We start from the raw sequence: 24,074 nt of genomic DNA on the forward strand, positions 1-24,074 counted from the left end.
TCGTTTTGCGACAACGTACATCGCTGGTGAGGTGGTGGACATGGCGGCATTGGCCCCGAGCGCCAAGGGAACGCTGCGGTTCGGTGAGCACCGCACCTGGTACCGGGTCACCGGTCGGCTCGACTGCGGACGGCCCCCGGTGGTCGTGCTGCACGGCGGACCGGGCAGTACCCACGACTACCTGCTCGCGCTGACAGCGCTGGCCGAGGCGGGCTGGCCGGTGGTGCACTACGACCAGCTGGGCAACGGCGGCTCCAGCCACCTGCCCGACCGCGGCGCCGACTTCTGGACAGTGCAGCTGTTCCAGGACGAACTGGACAACCTGTTGCGCGGCCTGGGCATCACCGAGCAGTACGTGCTGTTCGGCCAGTCCTGGGGCGGCATGCTCGCCGCGAGCCACGCCGCCCGGCGGCCGAAGGGCCTGCGCGGACTGGTGATCGCGAACTCGCCTGCCTCGATGCCCTTGTGGCTGGAGGAGATGGCGGTACTGCGGGCGCAGTTGCCCGAACAGGTGCAACAGACCCTGCTGCGTCACGAGGCGGCCGGGACCACCGACAGCGACGAGTACTTCCAGGCGATGCGCGTGTTCTACGACAGGCACGTGTGCCGGATCCTGCCCTGGCCCGCGGACTACACGGCCTCGTTCATGGAGATCTACAACGACCCCACGGTCTACTTCACCATGAACGGGCCGACCGAGTTCCACGTCATCGGCAGCCTCAAGGACTTCTCCGTGATCGACCTGTGCGAACGGATCGAGGTGCCCACGCTGCTGATCTCCGGCCGCCACGACGAGGCGACCCCGGCCACCGTGCAGCCCTACGCCGACCTGATCGGCGACGTGCGCTGGGAGATCTTCGAGCAGTCCAGCCACGTGCCGCACCTGGAGGAGCCGGAGAAGTTCACCGCCGTGCTGGTCGAGTACCTGAAGGGGCTGAGCTGAGATGGCCGGAGCCGTGGTCTTCCCCGGTATGGGGCCCGCCGACTTCACCGAGGTCGGCCGGTTCATGGTGGGCAACGCCGTCGCGCGGCGACTGGTCGCGCAGGCCGACGAGGTACTGGGCTACTCGCTGGTGGACCGCTTCCGCGAGACCGAGGGCGACTACTCCGAATACGCCCAGGTCGCGTTCCTGGTCAACTCGGTCGCGCTGGCCCACTGGGCACAGGACGCGCTCGGCCTGCGCCCGCAGTACTGCACCGGGGCCAGCTTCGGCGCGAAGTCCGCGGTGGCCTACTCCGGCGCGCTGTCCTTCGCGGACACCGTGCTGCTGACCGCACGCCTGGCCCGCCACATGGAGGACTTCTTCTCCCGCGAGCTGACCGACCTGGTCACGCACTCGTTCGTCCGCACGCCGAGGGAACTGCTGGACGAGGTGCGGGCCGAGCTGGACGCGCGCGGGGAGTGGAACGACGTGTCCTGTTACGTGGACGAGGACTTCTACATGCTGAGCCTGCCTGAGTCCAGTGTGGACTGGTTGCAGCAGCGGCTGCGCTCGGCCGGTGGACTGTCGCTGTACACCATGCGGCCCCCGATGCACTGCGCCGCCTTCGCCCCGCTGCGGGCCGAGGTGGAGCGGGACCTGTTCACCGGCCTGGAGTTCGCCGACCCGGAGCTACCGGTGATCGCCGACCAGGACGGCACGGTCATCCGCGGCGCCGAGGGCATGCGCACGCTGCTGCTGGACGGGTTCACCCGGGCACTGTGCTGGCCGGAGGTCGTCGCCTCGCTGCGGGAGCAGGGCGTGGACACCGTGCACGTCTGCGGGGTGGACAGCCTGTTCGGCCGGGTCAAGGTCACCAGGAACGCCTTCACGGTGGTCGCGGTGGACCCGAGGCTGGCGATGCGGCCCCGGCGGCCGGTGCTCGCCGCGCGGGCGGTGTGAACCCCGTGCCCGGCCCCCAGCGGGAGCCGGGCCGCGGCTGGTCCTCAGGCGTTGGCCGCGGTGAGCCCGGACAGGGTGGACCACAGCACGCCGGGGGACTGGAAGGTCTCCAGCTTCAGCGCCTCGTCGACGAACCGCACGGCGAAGGCGTTCTCCAGGTTCGCCAGGAGCTCGACCATGGCCAGCGAGTCCAGGCCGTGCTCACGCAGGTTGATGTCCTCCGTCAGCGGCTCGTCCGCGGACAGGAACGGCAGGTAGTCGCGGAGGATCTGCTCGAACTGTGGGTCCCACATGATGACTCCCAGTGGATGCGCGAATATCACTGATCGGGGATGCTGAATCGACGCTAGCATGAAAATGGCCACGATGAGCCGATAATTCCGCTATCAGAGAAGAACTCGCCGGAATGCTGGCGGGTCAATTTCGCACACCATTGTTGGGGGTATTCGTGGACAACTCCGAACTGGGGCTGCACGCCCGGTTCCTGCGCGGGCTCGCGGTGAGCCCGGACCGGGACGCGGTGCGCGTGGCCGAGGAGTCGATCACCTACCGGGCCGCGCACGAGCTCGCGCTGACCTGGGCGGGTTCCCTGCTGGCGGCCTGCCCCGACCCGCCGAGGGCGGTCGGCGTGCTCACCGGGCGGGGTGTGCACTCCTACGTGGCGATCCTGGCCTGCCTGTACGCGGGGGCCGCCGTGGTGCCGCTGCAACCGGACTTCCCCGCGGCCAGGACCCGGCAGATGCTCGACTCCGCGCAGGTCAGCGCCCTGGTCGCCGACCTGCCCGGGCTGCGCGCGGTGCCCGGGGCGGACGTGCCGGTGCTGCTGGTCGGCGAGGTGCCCGAGGGTGAGCGGCCGCCCGGCAGCACCCTGCCCTCGGCCGCGCACGCCCTGGACCGGCCCCGGGCCGCGCGCGGTTCGGACCCGGCCTACCTGCTGTTCACCTCCGGCTCGACCGGTCGCCCCAAGGGGGTGCCGATCAGCCACGACAGCACCACCTACTACTTCGACCTGCTCGACCGGCGCTACGACTTCAGCCCCGAGGACGTGTTCTCGCAAACGTTTGACCTGAACTTCGACTGCGCGATGTTCGACCTGTTCTGCGCCTGGGGCGCGGGCGCCACCCTGGTCTGGGTGCCGCCGCTGGCCTACCGCGAGCTGCCGCGGTTCCTGCTGGACCAGGGCGTGACGGTCTGGTTCGCCACGCCCAGCGCGATCTCGCTGGTCCGCCGCATGGGCGGGCTGGGCGCGGGCACCCTGCCGGGCCTGCGCTGGAGCTTCTTCGCGGGCGAGGCCCTGCAGTGCCAGGACACCGCCGACTGGCAGCGCGCGGCGCCCGGCTCGCTGGTGGAGAACCTGTACGGGCCCACCGAGTTGACCATCACCATCACCGGTCACCGCTGGTCGGAAGCGGTGTCCCCGAAGCTTGCCGTGAACGGGGTGGTGCCGATCGGCGCCCCGCACCCCGGGCACGAGGTGCTGCTGATCGACGCCCAGGACCGGCCGGTCGCCGAGGGGGCCGATGGCGAGCTGTGCGTCACCGGACCACAGCTGACCAGGGGCTACCTCGACCCGGCGGAGGACGAGGGCCGGTTCCTGGAGCACGGCGGGCGCCGCTGGTACCGGACCGGGGACCGGGTGCGCTGGGTGGCCGAGGGCGAACTCGCCTACCTGGGGCGGATGGACGCCCAGGTCCAGGTGCAGGGCTGGCGGGTGGAACTGGCCGAGATCGACCACGCGCTGCGCGGCTGCGCGGGGGTGCAGGACGCGGTGACGGTGGCGGTGACCCGCGCCGAGTCCGCCGAACTGGTGGTGTTCTACACCGGCGTGGACACCCCGCCCGCGGGACTCGTGCGACAACTGCGCGAGGTGCTGCCGGAGCGCATGATTCCACGCCGCTACCACCACCTCGAACAGTTCCCACTCAATTCCAACCGGAAAGTCGACCGCGGGGTTCTGCGGGCCAGGGCCGCCGACCTGCTCACTGTTTGTTAGGGGTGAACTAGGGGTGGGAATGTGGTGCGGGTCGGCAGTAATTTCTTGGGTACCGATTTTGTGCAACTTCCGGCGTTATGCGATCGGAGATGTGCGATGACCGCGTTGGACAGCCGCACCGGCGGGCGGGCTGGGCTCGTGCACACCCTGCTGGACGGGACGGCCGCGAGCACACCGCAGGCCGTGGCGGTCAGCGACGGCTACGGCCGGTGGAACTACGCCGAGGTCGCTGACCACAGCCGTGCCGTGCACGCCTGGCTCGCCGACCGCGGGGTGCTGCCCGGCCAGCGCGTGGTCGTGCAGCTGCCGACCACGCGCGAGCTCGTCGCGCTGTTCTACGGCACCGTGCGCAGCGGCGCCGTCTTCGTGCCGCTCAACCCGGCGATGAAGTCCTTCCACCTGAGTTCGGTGCTGGACAACGCCGATCCCGCGCTGGTGGTCGTCGACGACGCCTCGGTGCAGCGGGTGTCCGAGCTGACCCAGGTACCGGTGATCGGGTTCGGCGAGGTGTGGAACCAGGTCCAGGGCCTGCGCATGAGCGGTCGCAGCGCGGTCCCGGTGGAGGTCCTGCCCGAGGACATCGCGGTGCTGGTCTACACCTCGGGCAGCACCGCGGCGCCCAAGGCCGTGGTGTGCCCGCACGCGCAGATCACCTTCGCCAGCCGGGCGCTGGTCTCCGAGCTGGGCTACCGCGCCGAGGACGTGGTGTTCTGCCGGTTCCCGATGTCCTGGGACTACGGCCTGTACAAGGTGGTCATGTGCACCGCGGTCGGTGCTGAGATCGTGCTGGCCGACGGGGACTCCGATCTGTTGCTGCTCAAGCGGATCCGTGCCAGCGGGGCCACCGTGGTGCCGATCGTGCCCTCGCTGGCCACGATGATCGCCACCCTGGCCGCCCGCGAGGAGGAGGCCGCCCCCACCGTGCGGATGTTCACCAATACCGGGGCCGCCCTGCCGCCGAGCACGATCGACAGCCTGCGCGCGGCCTTCCCCGGCGTGCGGGTGGTGCGGCAGTTCGGCCAGACCGAGTGCAAGCGGATCTCGGTGATGCCGCCCGAGCAGGACGGGGAGCGCCCCGACTCGGTGGGCCGCCCGCTGCCCGGCACCCTGGTGCGGATCCTGGACTCCGACGGGACGCAGCTGCCGGTCGGGCAGGTCGGCGAGATCGTGGTCAGCGGCCCGCACGTGATGCCCGGCTACTGGCGTTCGCCCGAGCAGACCGCGCGCAACTTCCGCTACGAACCGGTCACCGGCGAGCTGCGCCTGCACACCGGGGACTACGGGCGGTTGGACGCCGACGGCTACCTGTACTTCGAGGGACGCCGCGACGACATGTTCAAGCGCAAGGGAATTCGGATGTCCACAGTGGAGATCGAGGCCGCTGCCATGGACATCCCTGGCGTGCGGGCGGCCGCCGCGCTGCCCCCGGGACAGGAGCACGACCTGCTGCTGTTCGTCGATGCCGACCTGGCGCCGCACGCGGTGCTTCGCGAACTGGCCACCCGCCTGGAACCGGCCAAGGTGCCCGCGGCCTGCCACGTGGTCGAGGACATTCCGCTGACCCTGCACGGCAAGAACGAGCGCAAGCAGCTCCTGGCACTGATCGAGGGAGGCCGGCGATGAGCTCGCGCTACGCCGATCTGGCCCAGCGGTACGGAACTCCGCTCTACGTCTACGACCTGGACCGCGTCGAGGCGGCCCGCCGCGACCTGTTCGAGGCGCTGCCCGAGTCCTTCACGGTGTTCTACGCCGCCAAGGCCAACCCGCACCCCGAGCTGCTGCGCGCGCTACGCGAGGGCGAGGGTCGGTCCTGCCGGGTGGAGATCTCCTCCACCGGCGAGCTGTCCGCCGCGCTGGTGGCGGGCTTCCTCGGCGCCGAGGTGATGTACACCGGGCCGGGCAAGACGCACGGCGAGCTGGCCGTGGCGATCGCCAAGGGCGTGCGGACCTTCTCCGTGGAGTCGCCGACCGACCTGGAGCACGTCGGTGCCGCCGCGGTCGCGCACGGTGTGCGGGCGGACTGCCTGCTGCGGGTCAACAGCGCCTCGGCCAGCGCCACCACCAGCATCCGGATGACCGGCACACCCTCCCAGTTCGGCTTCGACAGCGAGACCCTGCCCCAGCTGATGCCGCGACTGTCCCAAGTGGAGGGTGTGAGCATCGCGGGGCTGCACTTCTTCCCGCTGAGCAACGCCAAGGACGAGCAGAGCCTGATCGGGGAGTTCCAGCACACCATCGAGCTGGCCGCGCGTCTGCGGCGGGAGCTGGACGTGCCGTTGCGGTTCATCGACATCGGCGGTGGCTTCGCCGCGCCCTACGGGGCGCCCGGGGCCCGCCCGGTCTACGACAAGCTGCGCGGGGAGCTGGAGTCCACACTGGACGTGCACTTCCCCGAGTGGCGCGAGGGCAACCCGCACTTCGCCTGCGAGTCCGGGCGCTACCTGGTCGGCGACAGCGGGCACCTGGTCAGCGAGGTCGTCAACGTCAAGGACAGCCGGGGCCGCCGGTTCGTGATCCTGGACGCGGGCATCAACACCTTCGGCGGCATGTCCGGGCTGGGCAGGCTGCTCCCCGTCGCCGTGGAACCGGACGCGGACGGTGCCGCCGCGGCGCAGACCGCCAGCCTGGTCGGCCCGCTGTGCACCCCCGGCGACGTGCTCGGGCGCAACATCGCCCTGCCCGACCTGGCCTCCGGTGACCTGGTGACGATCCCCAACACTGGGGCTTACGGGCCCACCGCCAGCCTGCTGATGTTCCTGGGCAGGCCGGCCCCGGCCGAGGTGGTCGTGCGCGGCGGCGAGGTGGTGTCGGTCTCGCGCATCGAGCACGTCCGGACCTATGGGCAACGCGATGAGTGAGCCCGCGGACTGGCCGGTGGCCAGCCGGGGCCGCACCGTGCTGATCAGCAGCGTGGCCTCCGACTCGCACACCTGGAACCTGGTCTTCCTCCAGCTGCTGGTGGAGGAGCTGGGCTGCGAGGTGGTCAACCTCGGCCCCTGCGTGCCCGACGAACTGCTGGTCAGCGAGTGCCTGGACCGCAGACCGCACATGCTGGTCATCAGCAGTGTCAACGGGCACGGCTACCAGGACGGGGCGCGCGTGGTGCGCAAGCTGCGCGAGCGCCCCGAGTTGGCCACCACCCCGATGGTGATCGGCGGCAAGCTGGGCATCGCGGGACCGGGCAACACCGCGCACGTGGACGCGCTGATCCAGGCGGGGTTCGACGCGGTCTTCGAGGACGGGGCCGAGGGGCTTGCGCTGTTCCGCAGCTTCGTCGGGTCGCTGCCCGCGCGGGTGTCGTCTTGACCGCAGCCGAGCTGGTCACCGGGGGGTTCGGCGAGTTCGTGCGCCGGGCCGCCCAGTCCGGGCGGTTGGTGGTGCAGCCGAGGATGGGCATGTCCGACCCGGCCGCGATGCGCGCCGGGCTGCTGTCCACCAAGGACGCGCGGGCCACCACGGTCGGCACGATCACCCTGGACAGCTACACCAGGGTCGGCGAGCTGCACGCGGTGGAGACCGCGCTGCGCCAGGGGATCGGGCTCAACGGCTACCCGATCGTCAGCCACCCGGAGGCCACCACCCGCTCGGTGCTCGACGGGGTCGCTGACGAGGCGTTCCCGGTGCAGGTTCGGCACGGATCCGCTGTGCCGCTGGACATCTTCGCCGCGATGATGCGCGCGGGCCTGACCGCCAGCGAGGGCGGGCCGGTGTCCTACTGCCTGCCCTACGGCCGGACCCCGCTGTACGACTCGCTACGCAACTGGGAGCGGTCCACCGAGCTGTTCGCGAGCCTGCGCTCGGCCCAGCCGCACCTGGAGAGCTTCGGCGGCTGCATGATGGGGCAGCTCTGCCCGCCGAGCCAGCTCGTCGCGATCAGCGCCCTGGAGGCGTTGTTCTTCCACCAGCACGGGATGCGCTGCGTCTCGGCCAGCTACGCACAGGGTTCCAACCTGGCCCAGGACAGCGAGGGCGTGTTCGCGCTGCGCAGGCTGTGCGCGGAACTGCTGCCCGGGGTGCGCTGGCACGTGGTGGTCTACGCGCACATGGGCGTCTACCCGACCACGCCGGAGGGCGCGTACCTGCTGCTGGGGCAGGCCGCCGAGCTGGCCAGGTCCACCGGCTGCGAACGGCTGATCGTCAAGACCGTGGCCGAGTCCCTGCGCATCCCCACGGTGGCGGAGAACGTGGCCGCGCTGGAGCACGCCGGCGCCGTGGCCGAGCGAACCCCCTTGCTGGACAAGGACTTGGTCAACGCGGACACGCAGACCTACGCCGAGGCGAGGGCGTTCGTGGACGCGGTGCTCGACCTGGACGAGGACGTAGGCCGCGCCCTGTTCCTGGCGTTCCGCCGCGGTTACCTGGACGTGCCCTTCTGCCTGCACCCGGACAACATGGGCCGCAGTCGCAGCTACCTGGACACCGACGGGACGCTGCGCTGGTCGGAGCTCGGCTCGATGCCACTGGGCGGCATCGTGCGCACCACCTCCGCCCGCCCGATGGGCTCCAGCGATCTGCTGCGGTCGCTGTCCTTCGTGCGGACCAAGTTCGACACCCAAGCCCTGATGCCAAGCACCAACTCGCAGCCAGTTCTCCTGGCGGACCAGTGGAGCGCGCCGATGAGTGAGTCCGAAGACCTCGTGGCCGGAGCCGAGCTGACCGCCCGGCTGCACACCCTCTCGGCGCCCGAGCAGCTGCGGGCACTGGTGGACCTGGTCGCCGGTGCCGCCCTCGCGGTGCTGCGCGGGATCCGTCCCGACGCGCCCGCCGCGCTCGACCCCGACCGGGCGCTGCGCGACGCCGGGTTCGACTCACTGTCCACTGTGGAGCTCCGCGCGAGGTTGGTCGCGGAGACCGGGCTGGACCTGCCGGTGACCGTGGCCTTCGACCACCCGACCGCCACCGCGCTGGCCCGCTACCTGCGCGCGGAACTGCTCGGGCTGTCCGAGGAGGTCGCGCCGGTGACCGCCGCGCTCGCGCCCTCGGACGACCCGATCGCCGTGGTCGGCATCGGCTGCCGCTACCCGGGCGGGGCCGACTCCCCCGAGCGGTTCTGGCAGCTGCTCGTCGAGGAGCGGCACGTGATCTCGCCGTTCCCGGACGACCGCGGCTGGGACCTGGACTCGCTGTTCGACCCGGACCCCGGGCAGCCGGGCAAGACCTACGCCCGCGAGGGTGGATTCCTCGCCGAGGCGGGGGAGTTCGACGCGGAGTTCTTCGGGATCTCCCCGCGCGAGGCCGTGGCCATGGACCCCCAGCAGCGCGTGGTGCTGGAAACCGCCTGGGAGGCACTGGAACGCGCGGGCATCGACCCGGCCACGTTGCGCGGCAGCCAGTCCGGGGTGTTCATCGGCGCCGAACCCCAGGAGTACGGCCCGCGCCTGCACGAGGCGCCGGAGGGCCTGGACGGCTACCTGCTCACCGGCAACGCGCCGAGCGTGGTGTCCGGCCGGGTCGCCTACACACTGGGGCTGGAGGGCCCGACGCTGACCGTGGACACGGCCTGCTCCGGTTCGCTGGTGGCGTTGCACCTGGCCGTGCAGTCCCTGCGGCAGGGCGAGTGCTCGCTCGCGCTCGCCGGTGGCGTGGCGATCATGGGCAGTCCCGGGGTGTTCACCTCGTTCAGCCGCCAGCGCGGGCTGGCCGCCGACGGCCGGTGCAAGGCGTTCGCCTCGGCGGCCGACGGAACCGGGTTCGCCGAGGGCGCGGGCGTTTTCGTGCTGGAGCGGCTGTCGGACGCGCAGCGCAACGGGCACACCGTGCTGGCGCTGCTGCGCGGCTCGGCGATCAACCAGGACGGCGCGTCCAACGGGCTGACCGCCCCGAACGGGCCGTCCCAGCAGCGGGTGATCCGGCAGGCGCTGGCCAACGCGGGGCTGACCGCCCAGCAGGTGCAGGTCGTGGAGGCGCACGGCACCGGGACCCGGCTCGGCGACCCGATCGAGGCCCAGGCCCTGCTGGCCACCTACGGCCGGGACCGGGAGCAGCCGCTGCTGCTGGGTTCGGTCAAGTCCAACATCGGGCACACCCAGGCCGCCGCCGGTGTCGCGGGCGTGTTGAAGGTGATCATGGCTATGCGGCGGGGAGTTCTGCCGCGCACCCTGCACGTGGACGCGCCGACCCCGCACGTGGACTGGTCGGTGGGCGCGGTGGAACTGGCCACCGAGACCGGGCCCTGGCCGGAGGGCGTGCGCCGGGCCGGAGTCTCCTCGTTCGGGGTCAGTGGGACCAATGCGCACGTCATCGTGGAGCAGGCTCCACAGTCCGAACAGGACGGACAGGCCGTAGCGCCGGCCGTGCTGCCCGTCGTGCTGTCGGCCCGCACCGAGGAGGCATTGCGCGCGCAGGCCCGCCAACTGGCCGAGGCCCTGCCGCGCGAGGAGGTCACCGACTTCACCTACTCGCTGGCGACTTCACGGTCCACATTGGAGCGTCGCGCGGTGCTGCTGGGCGGTGACCGCGACGAGGTGGTGCGCGAGCTGCGCGCCCTCGCCGAGGGTACCCGGGCCTCGGGCACCGCCGTGCCGGGCGGCCTGGCGGTGTTGTTCACCGGTCAGGGCAGCCAGCGGCTGGCGATGGGACGCGAGCTGTGCGAGGCCTTCCCGGTGTTCGCCGACGCCCTGGTCGAGGCCTGCGGCTACCTCGACCTGCACCTGGACCGTCCGCTGCTGGACGTGCTCTTCGGCGAGGACGCGGACCTGCTCGACCAGACCGGTTACGCCCAGCCCGCGCTGTTCGCGGTCGAGGTGGCCCTGTACCGGCTCGTCAGCTCGTGGGGGATCCGCCCCGACCACCTGGCCGGGCACTCGATCGGCGAGTTGGCCGCGGCGCACGTCGCTGGGGTGCTCACGCTGGCGGACGCGGCCCTGCTGGTCTGCGCCCGTGGCCGTCTCATGCAGGCGCTGCCCACCGGTGGCGCCATGGTCGCGGTGCGCGCGACCGAACAGGAAGTGCTGCCGCTGCTCACCGACGGGGTGAGCATCGCCGCGGTCAACGGCCCGAACTCCGTTGTGCTGTCCGGGATCGAGGAGTCCGTGCTGGCCGTCGCGAGCCAGTTCGGCAAGAGTAGGCGCCTGCGTACCTCGCACGCGTTCCACTCCGCGCTGATGGAGCCGATGCTGGCGGAGTTCCTGCGCATCGCCCGGGTGCTGACCTACTCGCCGCCCACGATCCCCATCGCCAGCAGCGGGGACGTGACCTCCCCGGAGTACTGGGTCGCGCACGTGCGCGACGCGGTCCGGTTCGGGGACCGGGTGAGCGAGCTGGTCGACCAGGGCGTGACCACCTTCCTGGAGCTGGGACCGGACGCCGTGCTCTCGGCCATGGGCCCGGAGTCCGTCGCCGACGAGGCCGATGTCGCCTTCGTGCCCGCACTGCGCCGTGACCACGCGGAAGCCCGTGAGGCCGTTGCCGCCCTCGCCCAGGTGCACGTCCGCACCGGGCGCGTGGACTGGGCCGGGTACTTCGCCGGTACCGGGGCGCGGCGTGTCGAGTTGCCCACCTACCCGTTCCAGCGCCGTCGTTACTGGCTGCCCGCCGGTTCGTCCACGGTGGACGCCGCTGGCTTCGGCCAGGTCGCCGCGGACCACCCGCTGCTGGGCGCGGTCCTCGGCCTGGCCGCCGGGGACGGGGTGGTCCTGACGGGACGCGTGTCCCTGCGGTCCCACCCGTGGCTGGCCGACCACGTGCTGTCCGGCTCGGTCCTGTTCCCCGGCACGGCCTTCGTGGAACTGGCCGTGCAGGCCGGTGACCACGTGGGCTGCGACCTGGTCGAGGAACTGACCCTGGAGAGCCCGCTCGTGCTGCCGTCCGAGGGCAGCGTCGCGCTCCAGGTCGTGGTCGGTGGCGAGCAGTCCGGCCGCCGCACGGTCGACCTCTACTCCGGCGGGGGCGACGGCCGATGGGTCCGTCATGCGACCGGCCTGCTCGGGCGAACTGAGACCGCAGTCTCATTTGACCTGACGGTGTGGCCCCCGCAGGGCTCGCGGGCCATCGACATCTCTGCGCTGTACGAGGACATGGCCGGGCAGGGCTACGGCTACGGGCCGGTCTTCCGCGGGCTGCGCGCCGTGTGGCGGCGCGGGGCGGAGGTCTTCGCCGAGGTGGCCCTGCCCGAGCAGGAGAAGCCCGGCGCCTTCGCACTGCACCCCGCCCTGCTCGACGCCGTGCTGCACGCCACCGACTTCGCCGCCGAGGTGCCGCCCGGCCCCGAGATCCGGCTGCCCTTCGCCTGGACCGGTGTGTCGGTGCACTCCACCGGCGCCGCCGCGCTCCGCGTGCGGATCACCGCGACCGGGCCGGAGGCGGTGTCCCTGGAACTCGCGGACCCGAGCGGGGCGCCGGTCGCCTCGGTGGAGTCCTTCGTGGTGCGCGCCGTCAGCCCCGAGCAACTGCGTGTCACCGAGCGCGGCGGCTCCCTGTACGAGGTCCGCTGGCAGCCCATCACCCCGCAGCCCGCCGAGCTGCCCGCTGACGTGCAACTCGTGCGGATCTCGTCGGATGCCCAGGACGTGCCCGAGGCGGTGCGGCAGGCCGTGGGCCAGGCGCTGGAGCAGGTCCAGGGCTCGGCGCCAACTGTCCTGATCACCCGCGACAACCTGTCCAGTGCCCCGGTCTGGGGCCTGGTCCGCTCCGCGCAGGCCGAGCAGCCGGGCCGGTTCGTGTTGGTCGAACTGGACGAGGACCCCGCATCGGAGGCCCTGCTGCCCGCGGCCATCGCCAGTGGCGAGCCCGAACTCGCCCTGCGCGCAGGCCAAGTCCTCGTACCGCGCCTCGCGCCGGTCGATCAGTCCACACAGGACGGCGAGCCCTTCGGCCCGGACAGCACGGTGTTGATCACCGGCGGCACGGGCGGCCTCGGCGGCCTGGTGGCCCGTCACCTCGTTGCGCAGTACGGGGTTCGGCAGCTCGTGCTGACCAGCCGCCGCGGCATGGACGCGCCCGGTGCGGCCGAGCTGTGCGCCGAACTGGACGCGACCGTCACGGTGCTCGCCTGCGACGTGGCAGACCGCGGCGCGCTGGCCGACCTGCTCGCCGCACACCCCGTGACCGCTGTGGTGCACGCCGCCGGTGTCCTGGACGACGGGCTGATCGGCTCGCTCACCCCGGAACGGGTCGACACCGTGCTGCGGCCCAAGGCCGACGCCGCCTGGTACCTGCACGAGCTGACCCGCGAGCTGGACCTGACTGCCTTCGTGCTGTTCTCTTCGGCGGCCGGGTTCGTTGACGGCGCAGGGCAGGGCAACTACGCCGCCGCCAACGTCTTCCTGAACGCGCTCGCCGAGCACCGGCACGCCGAGGGCTTGCCCGCCACCTCGCTGGCCTGGGGCCTGTGGGCCGACAACGCGGGCATGGGCGCCAACCTCGACTCCCTTACCCTGCAACGAATCTCCCGCCTCGGCCTGGACCCGTTGACCGCCGCGGAAAGCCTCGCGCTGTTCGACCTGGCGGTCCGCTCCGGCGCACCCGTCACGCTGCCAACCCGCGTGGATACCCGCGCCCTGCTGGCCCGCGCCGACGGCGTGCCCGCGATCCTGCGCGGGCTCGTCCGCACCCCGTCGCGGCGCACGGCTTCGGGCGCGGGCGAGGTGACCTTCGCGCACCGGCTGGCCCAGTTGCCGCCCGCGGAACGGGATCGGACGCTGCTCGAGCTGATCCGCGGCAAGGTCGCCGAGGTGCTCGGCCACGACAGCGCCGCCGCGATCGACCCCGGCCGGGCGTTCACCGAGCTGGGCTTCGACTCGCTTGCCGCGGTGGAGCTGCGCAACCGGCTCAACACCGCGACCGGACTGCGGCTGCCCGCGACCCTGACCTTCGACTACCCAACCTCCACCGCGCTGACCGGGCACATCGCCGAGGCCCTGTTCGGTGCCGAGCGCCGTCAGCCCGCGCGGACCGACCTCGTCGCCGCCAGCGAGGAACCGATCGCCATCGTGGGCATCGCGTGCCGCTACCCCGGCGGCATCGGTTCGCCCGAGGACCTGTGGCGGGTCGTGGCCGAGGGCGTGGACGTGGTCTCGGACTTCCCCGTCGACCGCGGCTGGGACGTGGCGGATCTGTACGACCCGGTGCCCGGCATGCCCGGCAAGACCTACGCCCGCGAGGGCGGATTCCTCCACCAGGCGGGGGACTTCGACCCGGACTTCTTCGGCATCAGCCCGCGTGAGGCGACCGCCATGGACCCCCAGCAGCGGCTCCTGTTGGAAACCGCCTGGGAGGTCGTCGAACGCGCGGGCATCGACCCGATCTCCTTGCGCGGCAGCCGAACTGGCGTGTTCGCCGGGGTCATGTACCACGACTGGGCCACCCGCCTCGGTGAGGTCGCCGAGGACCTCGCCGGGTACCTCGGCAACGGCAGCCTCGCCAGCGTCGTGTCCGGGCGCATCGCCTACGCGCTGGGCCTGGAAGGCCCCGCGGTCACGGTCGATACGGCTTGTTCCTCCTCGCTGGTCGCACTGCACTGGGCGATCCAGGCGCTGCGGTCGGGGGAGTGCTCGCTCGCACTGGCCGGTGGCGTCACCGTGATGTCCACACCGGACACATTCGTGGACTTCTCGCGCCAACGGGGCATGGCCGCCGACGGGCGGTGCAAGTCCTTCGCGGAGGCCGCCGACGGCACGGGCTGGTCGGAGGGCGTGGGCCTGCTGCTGGTGGAGCGGCTGTCCGACGCGCGGCGCAACGGGCACGAGGTGCTGGCCGTCGTGCGGGGCAGCGCGGTCAACCAGGACGGCGCCTCCAACGGCCTGACCGCGCCGAACGGACCTTCCCAGCAGCGGGTCATCGCCCAGGCGCTGGCCTCCGCCGGACTGCATCCGTCCGAAGTGGACCTGGTCGAGGGACACGGCACCGGCACCACACTGGGTGATCCGATCGAGGTGCAGGCACTGCTGGCCACCTACGGCCAGGACCGCGACCTGCCGCTGTGGCTGGGGTCGATCAAGTCGAACATGGGCCACACCCAGGCCGCCGCCGGGGTCGCCGGGATCATCAAGGCCGTCATGGCGATGCGCAACGGCGTGCTGCCCAGGACCCTGCACGTGGACGAGCCCTCGCACCAGGTCGAGTGGTCGGCGGGCAATGTGCGGCTGCTCGCAGAGGAGCAGCCCTGGCCCGAGCTGGATCGCCCGCGCCGTGCGGCCGTGTCCTCGTTCGGCATCAGCGGCACCAACGCCCACGTGATCCTCGAACAGGTACCGGTCCTCGAGCCGTCCGCACGTGAGCTCGAACCCCGTGTAGTGCCGTGGATCGTGTCCGGCAGGACCCCCGAGGCGTTGGCCGCCCAGGTGGCGCGAATGTCTGATGTGGACGCTGACCCGCTCGACGTGGCGTACTCCCTCGCGACTACCCGTGCCGCGCTGCCTCACCGTGCGGCAGTTGCCGGTACGGATCGTGCGGAGCTGTTGCGCGGTCTCGCAGATGCGCAGGGCGCTGCTGCCGAGTCTGGCGCCGTCGCTTTCCTGTTCACCGGCCAGGGCGCACAGCGTGTCGGCATGGGCCACGAGCTGTACGAGGCGTTCCCGGTGTTCGCGCAGGCCTGGGACGCCGTCGCGGCTCATCTCGGTGACGCGCTGCGGGTCGACGACGAACAGTTGCTGAACCAGACCGGCTACGCGCAGCCCGCGCTGTTCGCGCACGAGGTCGCCCTGTACCGGCTGCTGGAGTCCTGGGGCGTCACACCGGACTTCGTCGCTGGGCACTCGGTCGGTGAACTCGCGGCGGCTCACGTCGCCGGAGTGCTCTCACTGACCGACGCCTGCACCCTGGTGAGCGCGCGCGGCCGACTGATGCAGGCCCTGCCGACCGGCGGCGCGATGGTCGCCGTGCAGGCGGGCGAGCACGAGATCCCCAGCCGTGACGGGGTGGGCATCGCCGCGGTGAACGGGCCGTCCTCCGTGGTGATCTCCGGGGACGAGGCCGGTGTGCTCGCGATCCGCGCCGAGTTCGAGGCGATGGGCCGCAGGACCAGTCGGCTGCGGGTGTCGCATGCCTTCCACTCCCCGCTGATGGAACCGATGCTCGCGGAGTTCGCGCGGGTCGCCGAGGGGCTGAGCTTCGCCGCGCCGAGCATCCCGATGATGGGACAGGTCGACTCGCCCGAGTACTGGGTGCGTCACGTGCGCGAGGCAGTCCGGTTCCACGACGAGATCCGCGCCCTGGAAGCACATGGCGTGACGCGGTTCGTGGAGATCGGCCCGGACGGTGTGCTGACCGGCATGGCCCAGGACTGCGTCGAGTCCGAACTCGCCGCGTGCATCGCCTTGCAGCGCAAGGACCGCCCCCAGGAGCACGAGCTGGTTTCCGGCCTGGCCAAGGCCTTCAGCCACGGCGTGCACGTGGACTGGGCGGCGTTCTTCGCCGGGAGGGGTGCGCGCCGGGTCGATCTGCCGACCTACGCGTTCCAGCACCGGCGCTACTGGATCAACGCGACCGCGGCGCACGGTGACGTGTCCGCGGTGGGTCAGGTCGCGATCAACCACCCGCTGCTGGGTGCTGCTGTGTCCACACCGGACAGTGGCGGCGTGGTGCTCACCGGCCGCCTGTCCGCGCAGACCCAGACTTGGCTCGCCGACCACGAGGTGCGTGGCAGCATCCTGTTCCCCGGTACCGGTTTCGTGGAACTGGCAGTCCAGGCCGGTGACCAGATCGGTTGCGGTGTGGTCGAGGAACTGACGATCGGTGCCCCGCTGGTCGTGCCCGCGCGCGGCGGCGTCGCCGTGCAGGTGGTCGTGACCGAAGATCGCCAGTTCAGCGTGTACTCCGGCGGTGAGGGCACGTGGACCAGACACGCCACCGGCTTCCTGGCCGAGGCAGACACCGCGCAGGCGTTCGACCTCACCACCTGGCCACCCGCTGGCGCCACACCTGTCGAGATCGGTGACACCTACCGGGAACTGGCCGAACAGGGCTATGGCTACGGGCCTGTCTTCCAGGGCTTGCGCGCAGTGTGGCGGCGTGGCGACGAGGTGTTCGCCGAGGTCGCGTTGCCGGAGGGCAGCGAGGCCGACAAGTACGCGATGCACCCGGCGCTGCTCGACGCGACCCTGCACGCGATGAACTTCGGCGAGTTCCTCGAACCCGCCAAGGACGAGGAGATCACGCTGCCCTTCGCGTGGCGCGGCGTGTCCTTGCTGGCCGCCGGGGCCGCCGCGCTCCGGGTGCGCATGGCATCGGCCGGTACGGACGCGGTCACCATCCAGGTCGCCGACGCGGCCGGTGCACCCGTGGCCTCCGTCGAATCCCTGCTGGTGCGGGCCATGTCGGCCAAGACCACGTCCATTGCCAGCGACGCACTGTTCCGAGTGGACTGGATCCCGGTGGCCGCCGGTGCCTGCACCAGCACCGAGCTGGACCTCCCTGGCGCGGTGGTCGTACCGATGATCACCGAGCCGACCGGCGATCTGGCGGCCGACACGCACGCGGCGACCCAGCGCGCGCTGTCGCTGGTGCAGAACTGGTTGGCAGGCGAGTCGGAACGGCTTGTCGTGCTTACCAAGGGCGCGATGTCCGCGCGCGGAGAGGCGGTCACCGACCTTCCGGCGGCTGCGGTGTGGGGCCTGCTGCGCGCGGCCCAGGCGGAGGAGCCGGACCGCATCACTCTGCTGGACGTCGACGAGCACGGACTCCCCGAGCAGGCGGTGCTGGCCGCCATCGAGTCCGGCGAACCTCAACTGGCCGTCCGCGGTGGCGAGGTGTTCGCGCCGCGGCTCACCCGCACCGCGCTTGCCGAGACGCCCACGGCTGAACTCGACGGCACCGTGCTGATCACGGGCGGAACCGGCTCACTCGGCGCGCTGGTGGCCCGCCACCTCGTTGCGCAGTACGGGGTTCGGCACCTCGTGCTGACCAGCCGCCGCGGCTCGGACGCGCCGGGTGCGGCCGAGCTGTGCGCCGAACTGTCCGAGTTGGGCGCCACGGCAACGGTCGTCGCGTGCGATGTCGCCGATCGTGCCGCACTGCAAGCTGTTCTGGCTGATGTTCCCGCCGAGCACCCGCTCGTCGGAGTCGTGCACACCGCGGGAACCCTGGCGGACAGCACGATCGGCGCGATCACCGCCGAGCAGCTCGACTCCGTGCTGCGGCCCAAGGTGGACGCCGCCTGGCACCTGCACGAGCTGACCAAGGACCTCGACCTGGCCCTGTTCGTGCTGTTCTCCTCCTCGGCCGGTGTCGTGGACGGTGCGGGCCAGGGCAACTACGCCGCTGCCAACACGTTCCTGGACGCGCTCGCCCAGCACCGCCGCGCGAACGGCCTGCCGGGTGTGTCCCTGGCCTGGGGCCTGTGGAACCAGGTCGGCGGCATGTCCGGGCAGCTCACCGACGCCGACCTGGCACGCCTCGAACGGTCCGGCATCCTGGGCATCACACCCGAGCAGGGCCTTGACCTGTTCGACGCCGCGCTGAGCAGCGACGAGCCGCTGCTGGTGCCGATCCGGCTCAACACCACCGCCTTGCGATCCAGGTCGGCGCTGCCCTCGGTGCTGCGCGGCCTGGTGCGCACGCGTTCGCGCCGCGTGGTCGACGCCTCGCTCACCACTGGCGGATCCACGCTGGCACAACGACTTGCCGCGCTCGGCGAGCCCGAGCGGGTACAGCTGCTGCTGGACCTGGTGGGGACGCACGTGGCCACGGTGCTGGGCCACGAACAGGCCGCCGCCATCGATCCGCGCCGGGCGTTCCGTGAGCTCGGCTTCGACTCGCTGGCCTCCGTGGAACTGCGCAACCGGCTCAACTCCGCCACCAGCCTGCGACTGCCCGCCACGCTGGTCTTCGACTACCCGACGCCCGCGGCCCTCGCCGAGCACATCGGCGACCGGCTCCTCGGCGCCGAGTCACCGGTCAGCGCCGCCGTGGCAGTCAAGTCCGATGTGGACGAAGACCCGATCGTCATCGTGTCGATGAGCTGCCGCTTCCCCGGCGGGGTCAGCTCACCCGAACAGCTGTGGGAGGTGGTCGCCTCCGGCACCGACGCGGTGACCGCGATGCCCACCAACCGCGGCTGGGACGTGGACGGGGTGTACGACCCGGAGCCAGGCAAGTTCGGCAAGACCTACACCAGGCACTCCGGGTTCCTGCACGAGGCCACCGATTTCGACGCCGAGTTCTTCGGCATCTCCCCGCGCGAGGCGTTGGCCATGGACCCGCAGCAGCGGCTGCTGCTGGAGACCTCCTGGGAGGTGTTCGAGCGCGCGGGCATCGACCCCAGTTCGTTGCGGGGCAGCCGGACCGGCGTGTTCGCGGGCGTGTTGCAGACCGACTACGCCAGCCGTCTGACCCAGGTGCCCGAGGACGTCGAGGGCTACCTCACCAACGGCAACATGGGCAGCATCGCCTCCGGGCGCATCGCCTACGTGCTCGGCCTGGAAGGTCCCGCGCTCACGATCGACACCGCATGCTCCGCCTCACTGGTGGCCATGCACATGGCCGCGCAGTCCCTGCGGCAGGGTGAGTGCTCGCTCGCCCTGACCGGCGGCGTCACCGTGATGTCCACGCCCGACCTGCTGGTGGACTTCAGCCGTCAGCGCGGGCTTTCCCCGGACGGCCGCTGCAAGGCCTTCGCGGAGGCCGCCGACGGCACGGGCTTCGCCGAGGGCGTGGGCATGCTGCTGCTGGAGCGGCTGTCCGACGCCCGCCGCAACGGGCACCCGGTGCTGGCGGTGATCAAGGGCTCGGCGATCAACCAGGACGGCGCGTCCAACGGGCTCACGGCCCCGAACGGTCCTTCCCAGCAACGAGTGCTCAGCCAGGCCCTGGCCAACGCCGGGCTGTCCGCGGCCGAGGTCGACGTGGTCGAGGCACACGGCACGGGCACGACCCTGGGCGATCCCATTGAGGCACAGGCGTTGTTGGCCACCTACGGCCAGGACCGCACCCGCCCGTTGTGGCTGGGCTCGGTCAAGTCCAACATCGGTCACACCCAGGGCGCGGCCGGTGCCGCAGGTGTGATCAAGATGGTGATGGCCATGCGGCACGCGACCCTGCCGAAGACCCTGCACGTGGACACGCCTTCCACTAAGGTCGACTGGTCGGCGGGCGCGATCGAACTGCTCACCGAGGCGCGGCCCTGGGAGGTCAACGGTCACCCGCGTCGTGCGGGCGTGTCCTCCTTCGGCATCAGTGGCACCAACGCGCACCTGATCATCGAGCAGGCGCCGGACCCGGTGGCCACCGAAGTGCAGTCCACTGTGCACAGTTCTGTTCCGCTCGTGCTGTCCGGCAGGACTGAGACCGCACTGCGAGCACAGGCCGCCCGCCTGGCGGACTTCCTCCGTGCCGAGCCCACCGTCAACCTGGCCGATGTCTGCTTCTCGCTGGGCACCACGCGTGCCGCGCTGGAGCACCGCGCCGTGGTCGTTGGTGGGGACCACGAGTCGGTGCTCGCCGGGTTGGCCGCACTGGAAGGCTGGGAGTCCTCCACTGATCTCGTGCAGGGCAAGGCCTCCGGTGGCTCCCGGCTGGTCTTCGTGTTCCCGGGTCAGGGCTCGCAGTGGGTCGGCATGGCGGCCGAACTGCTGGAGCAGTCACCGGTGTTCGCCGAGCGCCTCGCCGAGTGCTCCGCCGCGCTCTCGTCCTTTGTGGACTGGAATCTGCTCGACGTGATCCGCGGCGCCGAGGGTACGCCACCCTTCGAACGGGTCGACGTGGTGCAACCCGCACTGTGGGCGGTGATGGTGTCGCTCGCCGCTGTCTGGCAGTCGCTGGGCGTGCGACCGGCCGCGGTGATCGGCCACTCCCAGGGTGAGATCGCGGCGGCCTGCGTTGCCGGTGCACTGTCCATTGAGGATGCTGCTCGGGTGGTCGCCCTGCGCAGCAAGGCCATCGGCGAGGCGCTGGCCGGTCGCGGCGGCATGGTGTCGGTCGCGCTGCCCGCCGAGGAGGTCGCCGGACGCCTGGACGAGTGGGGCGGTCAGCTCTCGCTCGCGGCCGTCAACGGAGCGAACTCGGTCGTCGTCTCCGGCACACCGGAGGCGCTCGACCAGCTGATGAGCCAGTTCGGTGCCGAGGGCGTCCGCGTCAAGAAGATCGCCGTGGACTACGCCTCGCACTCGGCCCAGGTCGAGACGATCCGCGACCGGCTGCGCACCGACCTCGGTGCCATCACGCCGCGTACCGGCCAGGTCCCGTTCTACTCCACGGTGACCAGCCAGTGGGTCGACAGCGTGGCCCTGGACGCCGAGTACTGGTACGAGAACCTTCGCCGCACCGTCCAGTTCGACGAGGCGGTGCGGACTCTGGCCGGTGAGGGCTTCGGTGGCTTCGTCGAGTCCTCGCCGCACCCGGTGCTGACCATCGGCATCCAGGAGACCCTGGACGTGCTCGGGCGGGACGCGGTCGTCACCGGCACGCTCCGCCGCGAGGAGGGCGGCCCGCACCGCCTGTGCCTGTCCCTGGCCGAACTGCACGTGCGCGGAATCGCCGTCGACTGGTCGGCCCTGCTGCCCAACGCCAGGCGGGTCGACCTGCCGACGTATGCCTTCCAGCGCAAGCGCTACTGGCTGGACAGCGGCACAACTGTGGCCGATGCCAGCGGATTCGGCCAGGTCGCCGCCGAACACCCGCTGCTCGGTGCCGTCGTACCGCTGCCCGAGTCCGACGGGGTCGTGCTGACCGGACGGCTGTCGCTGCACTCCCACCCGTGGCTGGCTGACCACGCCGTCAACGGTGTGGCCGTCTTCCCCGGCACCGGCTTCGTCGAGCTGGCGATCCGCGCGGGCGACCAGGTCGGCTGCGGCCGTGTCGAGGAACTGACCCTTGAGGCGCCACTCGTGCTGCCCGAGCAGGGCGCCATCGGGGTGCAGGTCTCGCTCAGCGCGCCCGATCCCGAGGGGCGACGTGCGCTGAACGTGTACTCCAGCGCCGTGGACGAGTCGTGGACCCGGCACGCCACCGGCTTGCTGGCACCGGCCGTCCAGGTCGACGCGCACGACCTGACCGTGTGGCCACCGGAAGGCGCCAGCCTGATCACCGTGGACGAGCCGTACCGGCAGCTGGCCGAGCGCGGCTACGGGTACGGCCCCGCTTTCCAGGGCCTGCGCACCGTGTGGCGGCGCGGCGCCGAGGTGTTCGCCGAGGTCACGCTGCCCGCCACCGCCGAAGCAGCCCAGTTCGGGCTGCACCCCGCGCTGCTCGACGCCGCGCTGCACGCCGACACCTTGTTCGAGGACGAGACCCGCACCGTGCTGCCGTTCGCCTGGAACGGGGTCACGCTGCACGCCGCCGGCGCCTCCGCGCTGCGTGTGCGACTGCTGCGCGACGAGTCCGGCAACATCAGTGTCGATGCCGCCGATCTGACCGGTGCCCCCGTGGCCACCGTGTCCTCGCTGGCGGTCCGCGTGGTCTCCGACGCCCAACTCGGTTCGGCCCGGACCACGGGCGCCGACTCGCTGCTGCGGGTCGAGTGGACGCCGATCACCGGGTCGGCGACCGAACCGACCGGGACCTGGGCGACCGTCGGTGAGTCGGTGCCCGACCTCGACGCGGCTGCCGGTGCCGATGTCGTGGTGCTACCCGTCCGCGCCGACTCCTCCGACGTGCCCGCAGCAGCCCACGCCGCCACCAACCGCGTGCTGACCTCCGTGCAGACCGTTCTGTCCGACGAACGATTCGCCACCGCCACGTTGCTGGTCCTAACCAACGGGGCGGTGTGCGCCACTGAAGACGAGGACGTGTCGGATCTGGCCAGCGCCGCGGTGTGGGGTCTGATCCGCGCCGCGCAGGAGGAGAACCCGGACCGCTTCGTGCTGGTCGACGCCGAGTCGCCGACCTCGCAGCAGCTGTCCGCCGTGCTGGCCAGCGGTGAGCCGCAGGTGGCGATCCGCGGTGATGCGCTGCTGGCGCCCAGGTTGGCCTGGGCGCAGGGCCGTGCGCCTGCCGACGACTGGGACGCGCAGTCCACGGTGCTGATCACCGGGGCCACCGGCACGCTGGGCAGGCACTTCGCCCGGCACCTGGTGGAGCGCGGCGTGCGGCACCTGCTGTTGGTGAGCCGCAGCGGAGGCCGGTTCGACGAGCTCACCGAGCTGGGCGCACACGTCACCGTCGCGGCCTGCGACGCTGCGGACCGCGAGGCCCTGCAACGCGTGCTCGCGGCCGTCCCGGCCGAGCACCCGCTCAGCGCGGTGGTGCACACGGCGGGCGTCCTGGACGACGCCACGATCGCCTCGCTGACACCCGAGCAGGTCGAGGCGGTGCTGCGGCCGAAGGTCGACGCCGCGTGGAACCTGCACGAGCTGACCAAGGACCTGACCCGCTTCGTGCTGTTCTCCTCGGCGGCAGGCACCTTCGGCGGTGCTGGCCAGGGCAACTACGCCGCGGCCAACGTCTTCCTCGACGCGCTGGCCGCACACCGCAGGGCCCAGGGGCTCGCCGCGACCTCGCTCGCGTGGGGGTTCTGGGCTGAGCGCAGCACGATGACCGGCCAGCTCACCGAGGCCGACGTGCAGCGCATGACCAGCGCTGGCGTCCAGCCGCTGTCCACCGAGCATGGCCTGAGGCTGTTCGACCTCGCGCTGGGTGGGGCTGATCCCGTGCTGCTGCCGATCCAGCTCGACACCACCGTGCTGCGCGAGGGCGAGGTGCCCGCGATCCTGCGCGGACTCGTCCGGCCGCCCGCGCGACGGGCCGTGCAGGTCATCGAGCAGGACACCGAACTGTCCCTCGCCGAGCGGCTGACCGCGTTGTCGGCACCCGAGCGGGAACGGCTCGTGCTGGACCTGGTGCGCGGTCACATCGCGACCGTGCTCCGGCACGAGGGTGCCGCCGCGATCGAGCCGAACCGCGAGTTCGCCGAACTCGGCTTCGACTCGCTGTCCGCGCTGGAACTGCGCAACCGGCTCAGCGGCATGGCCGGGGTCCGGCTGCCCGCCACCCTGGTGTTCGACTACCCGTCACCGGCCGCCGTGGCTCGCCACCTGCTCGCCGAGCTCGTCGACGAGGAGGAACTGGCCATGTCCTCGCTCGACGCCGACCTCGCCAGGCTGGAGGCCGCGCTGGCCGGGGTGACCCCCGACGACGCCCAGCACGACAGGATCGCCGCCCGGCTGCGTGCGCTCACCACCCGGTGGGTCGAGTCGTTCGGACGGGCCGAGCAGCCGGTCGACGACGGCGCCCAGCTCAGGTCGGCGACCGCGGACGAGCTGTTCAGCATCCTCGACGGCGAGTTGGAGGCGCAGAACTAGTGCGGACACCGCCTTGGCGTCGCCGCG

General features: G+C 71.6%; 8 protein-coding genes. 7 read left to right on the forward strand and 1 reads right to left on the reverse strand.

The features are described 5' to 3' along the window. Positions 1 to 40 precede the first annotated feature (40 nt). Together KALB_RS07290 and KALB_RS07295 are read left to right on the forward strand one after the other, a co-directional pair. The gene (locus tag KALB_RS07290) at positions 41 to 943 is read left to right on the forward strand and encodes a proline iminopeptidase-family hydrolase (protein ID WP_025355066.1); all 903 of its coding nucleotides are present in this window, start codon (positions 41 to 43) and stop codon (positions 941 to 943) included. A gap of 1 nt (position 944) precedes the next feature. Then, the gene (locus KALB_RS07295) at positions 945 to 1,883 is read left to right on the forward strand and encodes an ACP S-malonyltransferase (protein WP_025355067.1); all 939 of its coding nucleotides are present in this window, start codon (positions 945 to 947) and stop codon (positions 1,881 to 1,883) included. Positions 1,884 to 1,927: 44 nt separating this feature from the next. Here the strand turns inward: KALB_RS07295 and KALB_RS07300 are convergent, their stop codons facing one another. After that, entirely contained in the window at positions 1,928 to 2,176 is a 249-nt protein-coding gene (locus KALB_RS07300) for a phosphopantetheine-binding protein (protein ID WP_025355068.1), read from the reverse strand. 155 nt (positions 2,177 to 2,331) lie between these two features. Between KALB_RS07300 and KALB_RS07305 the strand changes: the two genes are divergently transcribed. The 5 genes from KALB_RS07305 (at position 2,332) to KALB_RS48450 (ending at position 24,047) form a co-directional block, all read left to right on the forward strand. Continuing rightward, positions 2,332 to 3,876 carry an amino acid adenylation domain-containing protein gene (locus tag KALB_RS07305; RefSeq protein WP_025355069.1) on the forward strand — a complete coding sequence of 515 codons (1,545 nt, stop codon included), beginning with the start codon at positions 2,332 to 2,334 and terminating at the stop codon, positions 3,874 to 3,876. A gap of 96 nt (positions 3,877 to 3,972) precedes the next feature. Next, positions 3,973 to 5,499: an AMP-binding protein gene (locus KALB_RS07310; protein WP_025355070.1), complete on the forward strand. Its 1,527-nt coding sequence runs from the start codon at positions 3,973 to 3,975 to the stop codon at positions 5,497 to 5,499. Continuing rightward, positions 5,496 to 6,734: a type III PLP-dependent enzyme domain-containing protein gene (locus KALB_RS07315; protein ID WP_025355071.1), complete on the forward strand. Its 1,239-nt coding sequence runs from the start codon at positions 5,496 to 5,498 to the stop codon at positions 6,732 to 6,734. The genes KALB_RS07310 and KALB_RS07315 overlap by 4 nt, the downstream gene beginning before the upstream one ends. Then, positions 6,727 to 7,182 carry a cobalamin B12-binding domain-containing protein gene (locus tag KALB_RS07320; RefSeq protein WP_042221803.1) on the forward strand — a complete coding sequence of 152 codons (456 nt, stop codon included), beginning with the start codon at positions 6,727 to 6,729 and terminating at the stop codon, positions 7,180 to 7,182. The genes KALB_RS07315 and KALB_RS07320 overlap by 8 nt, the downstream gene beginning before the upstream one ends. Next, on the forward strand, positions 7,179 to 24,047 hold the full coding sequence (locus KALB_RS48450; protein WP_025355073.1) for a type I polyketide synthase: 16,869 nt from the start codon (positions 7,179 to 7,181) through the stop codon (positions 24,045 to 24,047). Before KALB_RS07320 ends, KALB_RS48450 begins: the two co-directional genes overlap by 4 nt. Positions 24,048 to 24,074: the final 27 nt, after the last annotated feature.

The sequence above is a fragment of the Kutzneria viridogrisea DSM 43870 genome (assembly GCF_000525635.1).
Classification (GTDB): domain Bacteria; phylum Actinomycetota; class Actinomycetes; order Mycobacteriales; family Pseudonocardiaceae; genus Kutzneria; species Kutzneria viridogrisea.

Bases quoted from the DNA above. Each gene is read 5' to 3' on its own strand.
- KALB_RS07290 (WP_025355066.1), top strand. From the start codon at position 41: ATGGCGGCATTGGCCCCGAGCGCCAAGGGAACGCTGCGGTTCGGTGAG.
- KALB_RS07295 (WP_025355067.1), top strand. From the start codon at position 945: ATGGCCGGAGCCGTGGTCTTCCCCGGTATGGGGCCCGCCGACTTCACC.
- KALB_RS07300 (WP_025355068.1), bottom strand. From the start codon at position 2,176: ATGTGGGACCCACAGTTCGAGCAGATCCTCCGCGACTACCTGCCGTTC.
- KALB_RS07310 (WP_025355070.1), top strand. From the start codon at position 3,973: ATGACCGCGTTGGACAGCCGCACCGGCGGGCGGGCTGGGCTCGTGCAC.
- KALB_RS07315 (WP_025355071.1), top strand. From the start codon at position 5,496: ATGAGCTCGCGCTACGCCGATCTGGCCCAGCGGTACGGAACTCCGCTC.
- KALB_RS07320 (WP_042221803.1), top strand. From the start codon at position 6,727: ATGAGTGAGCCCGCGGACTGGCCGGTGGCCAGCCGGGGCCGCACCGTG.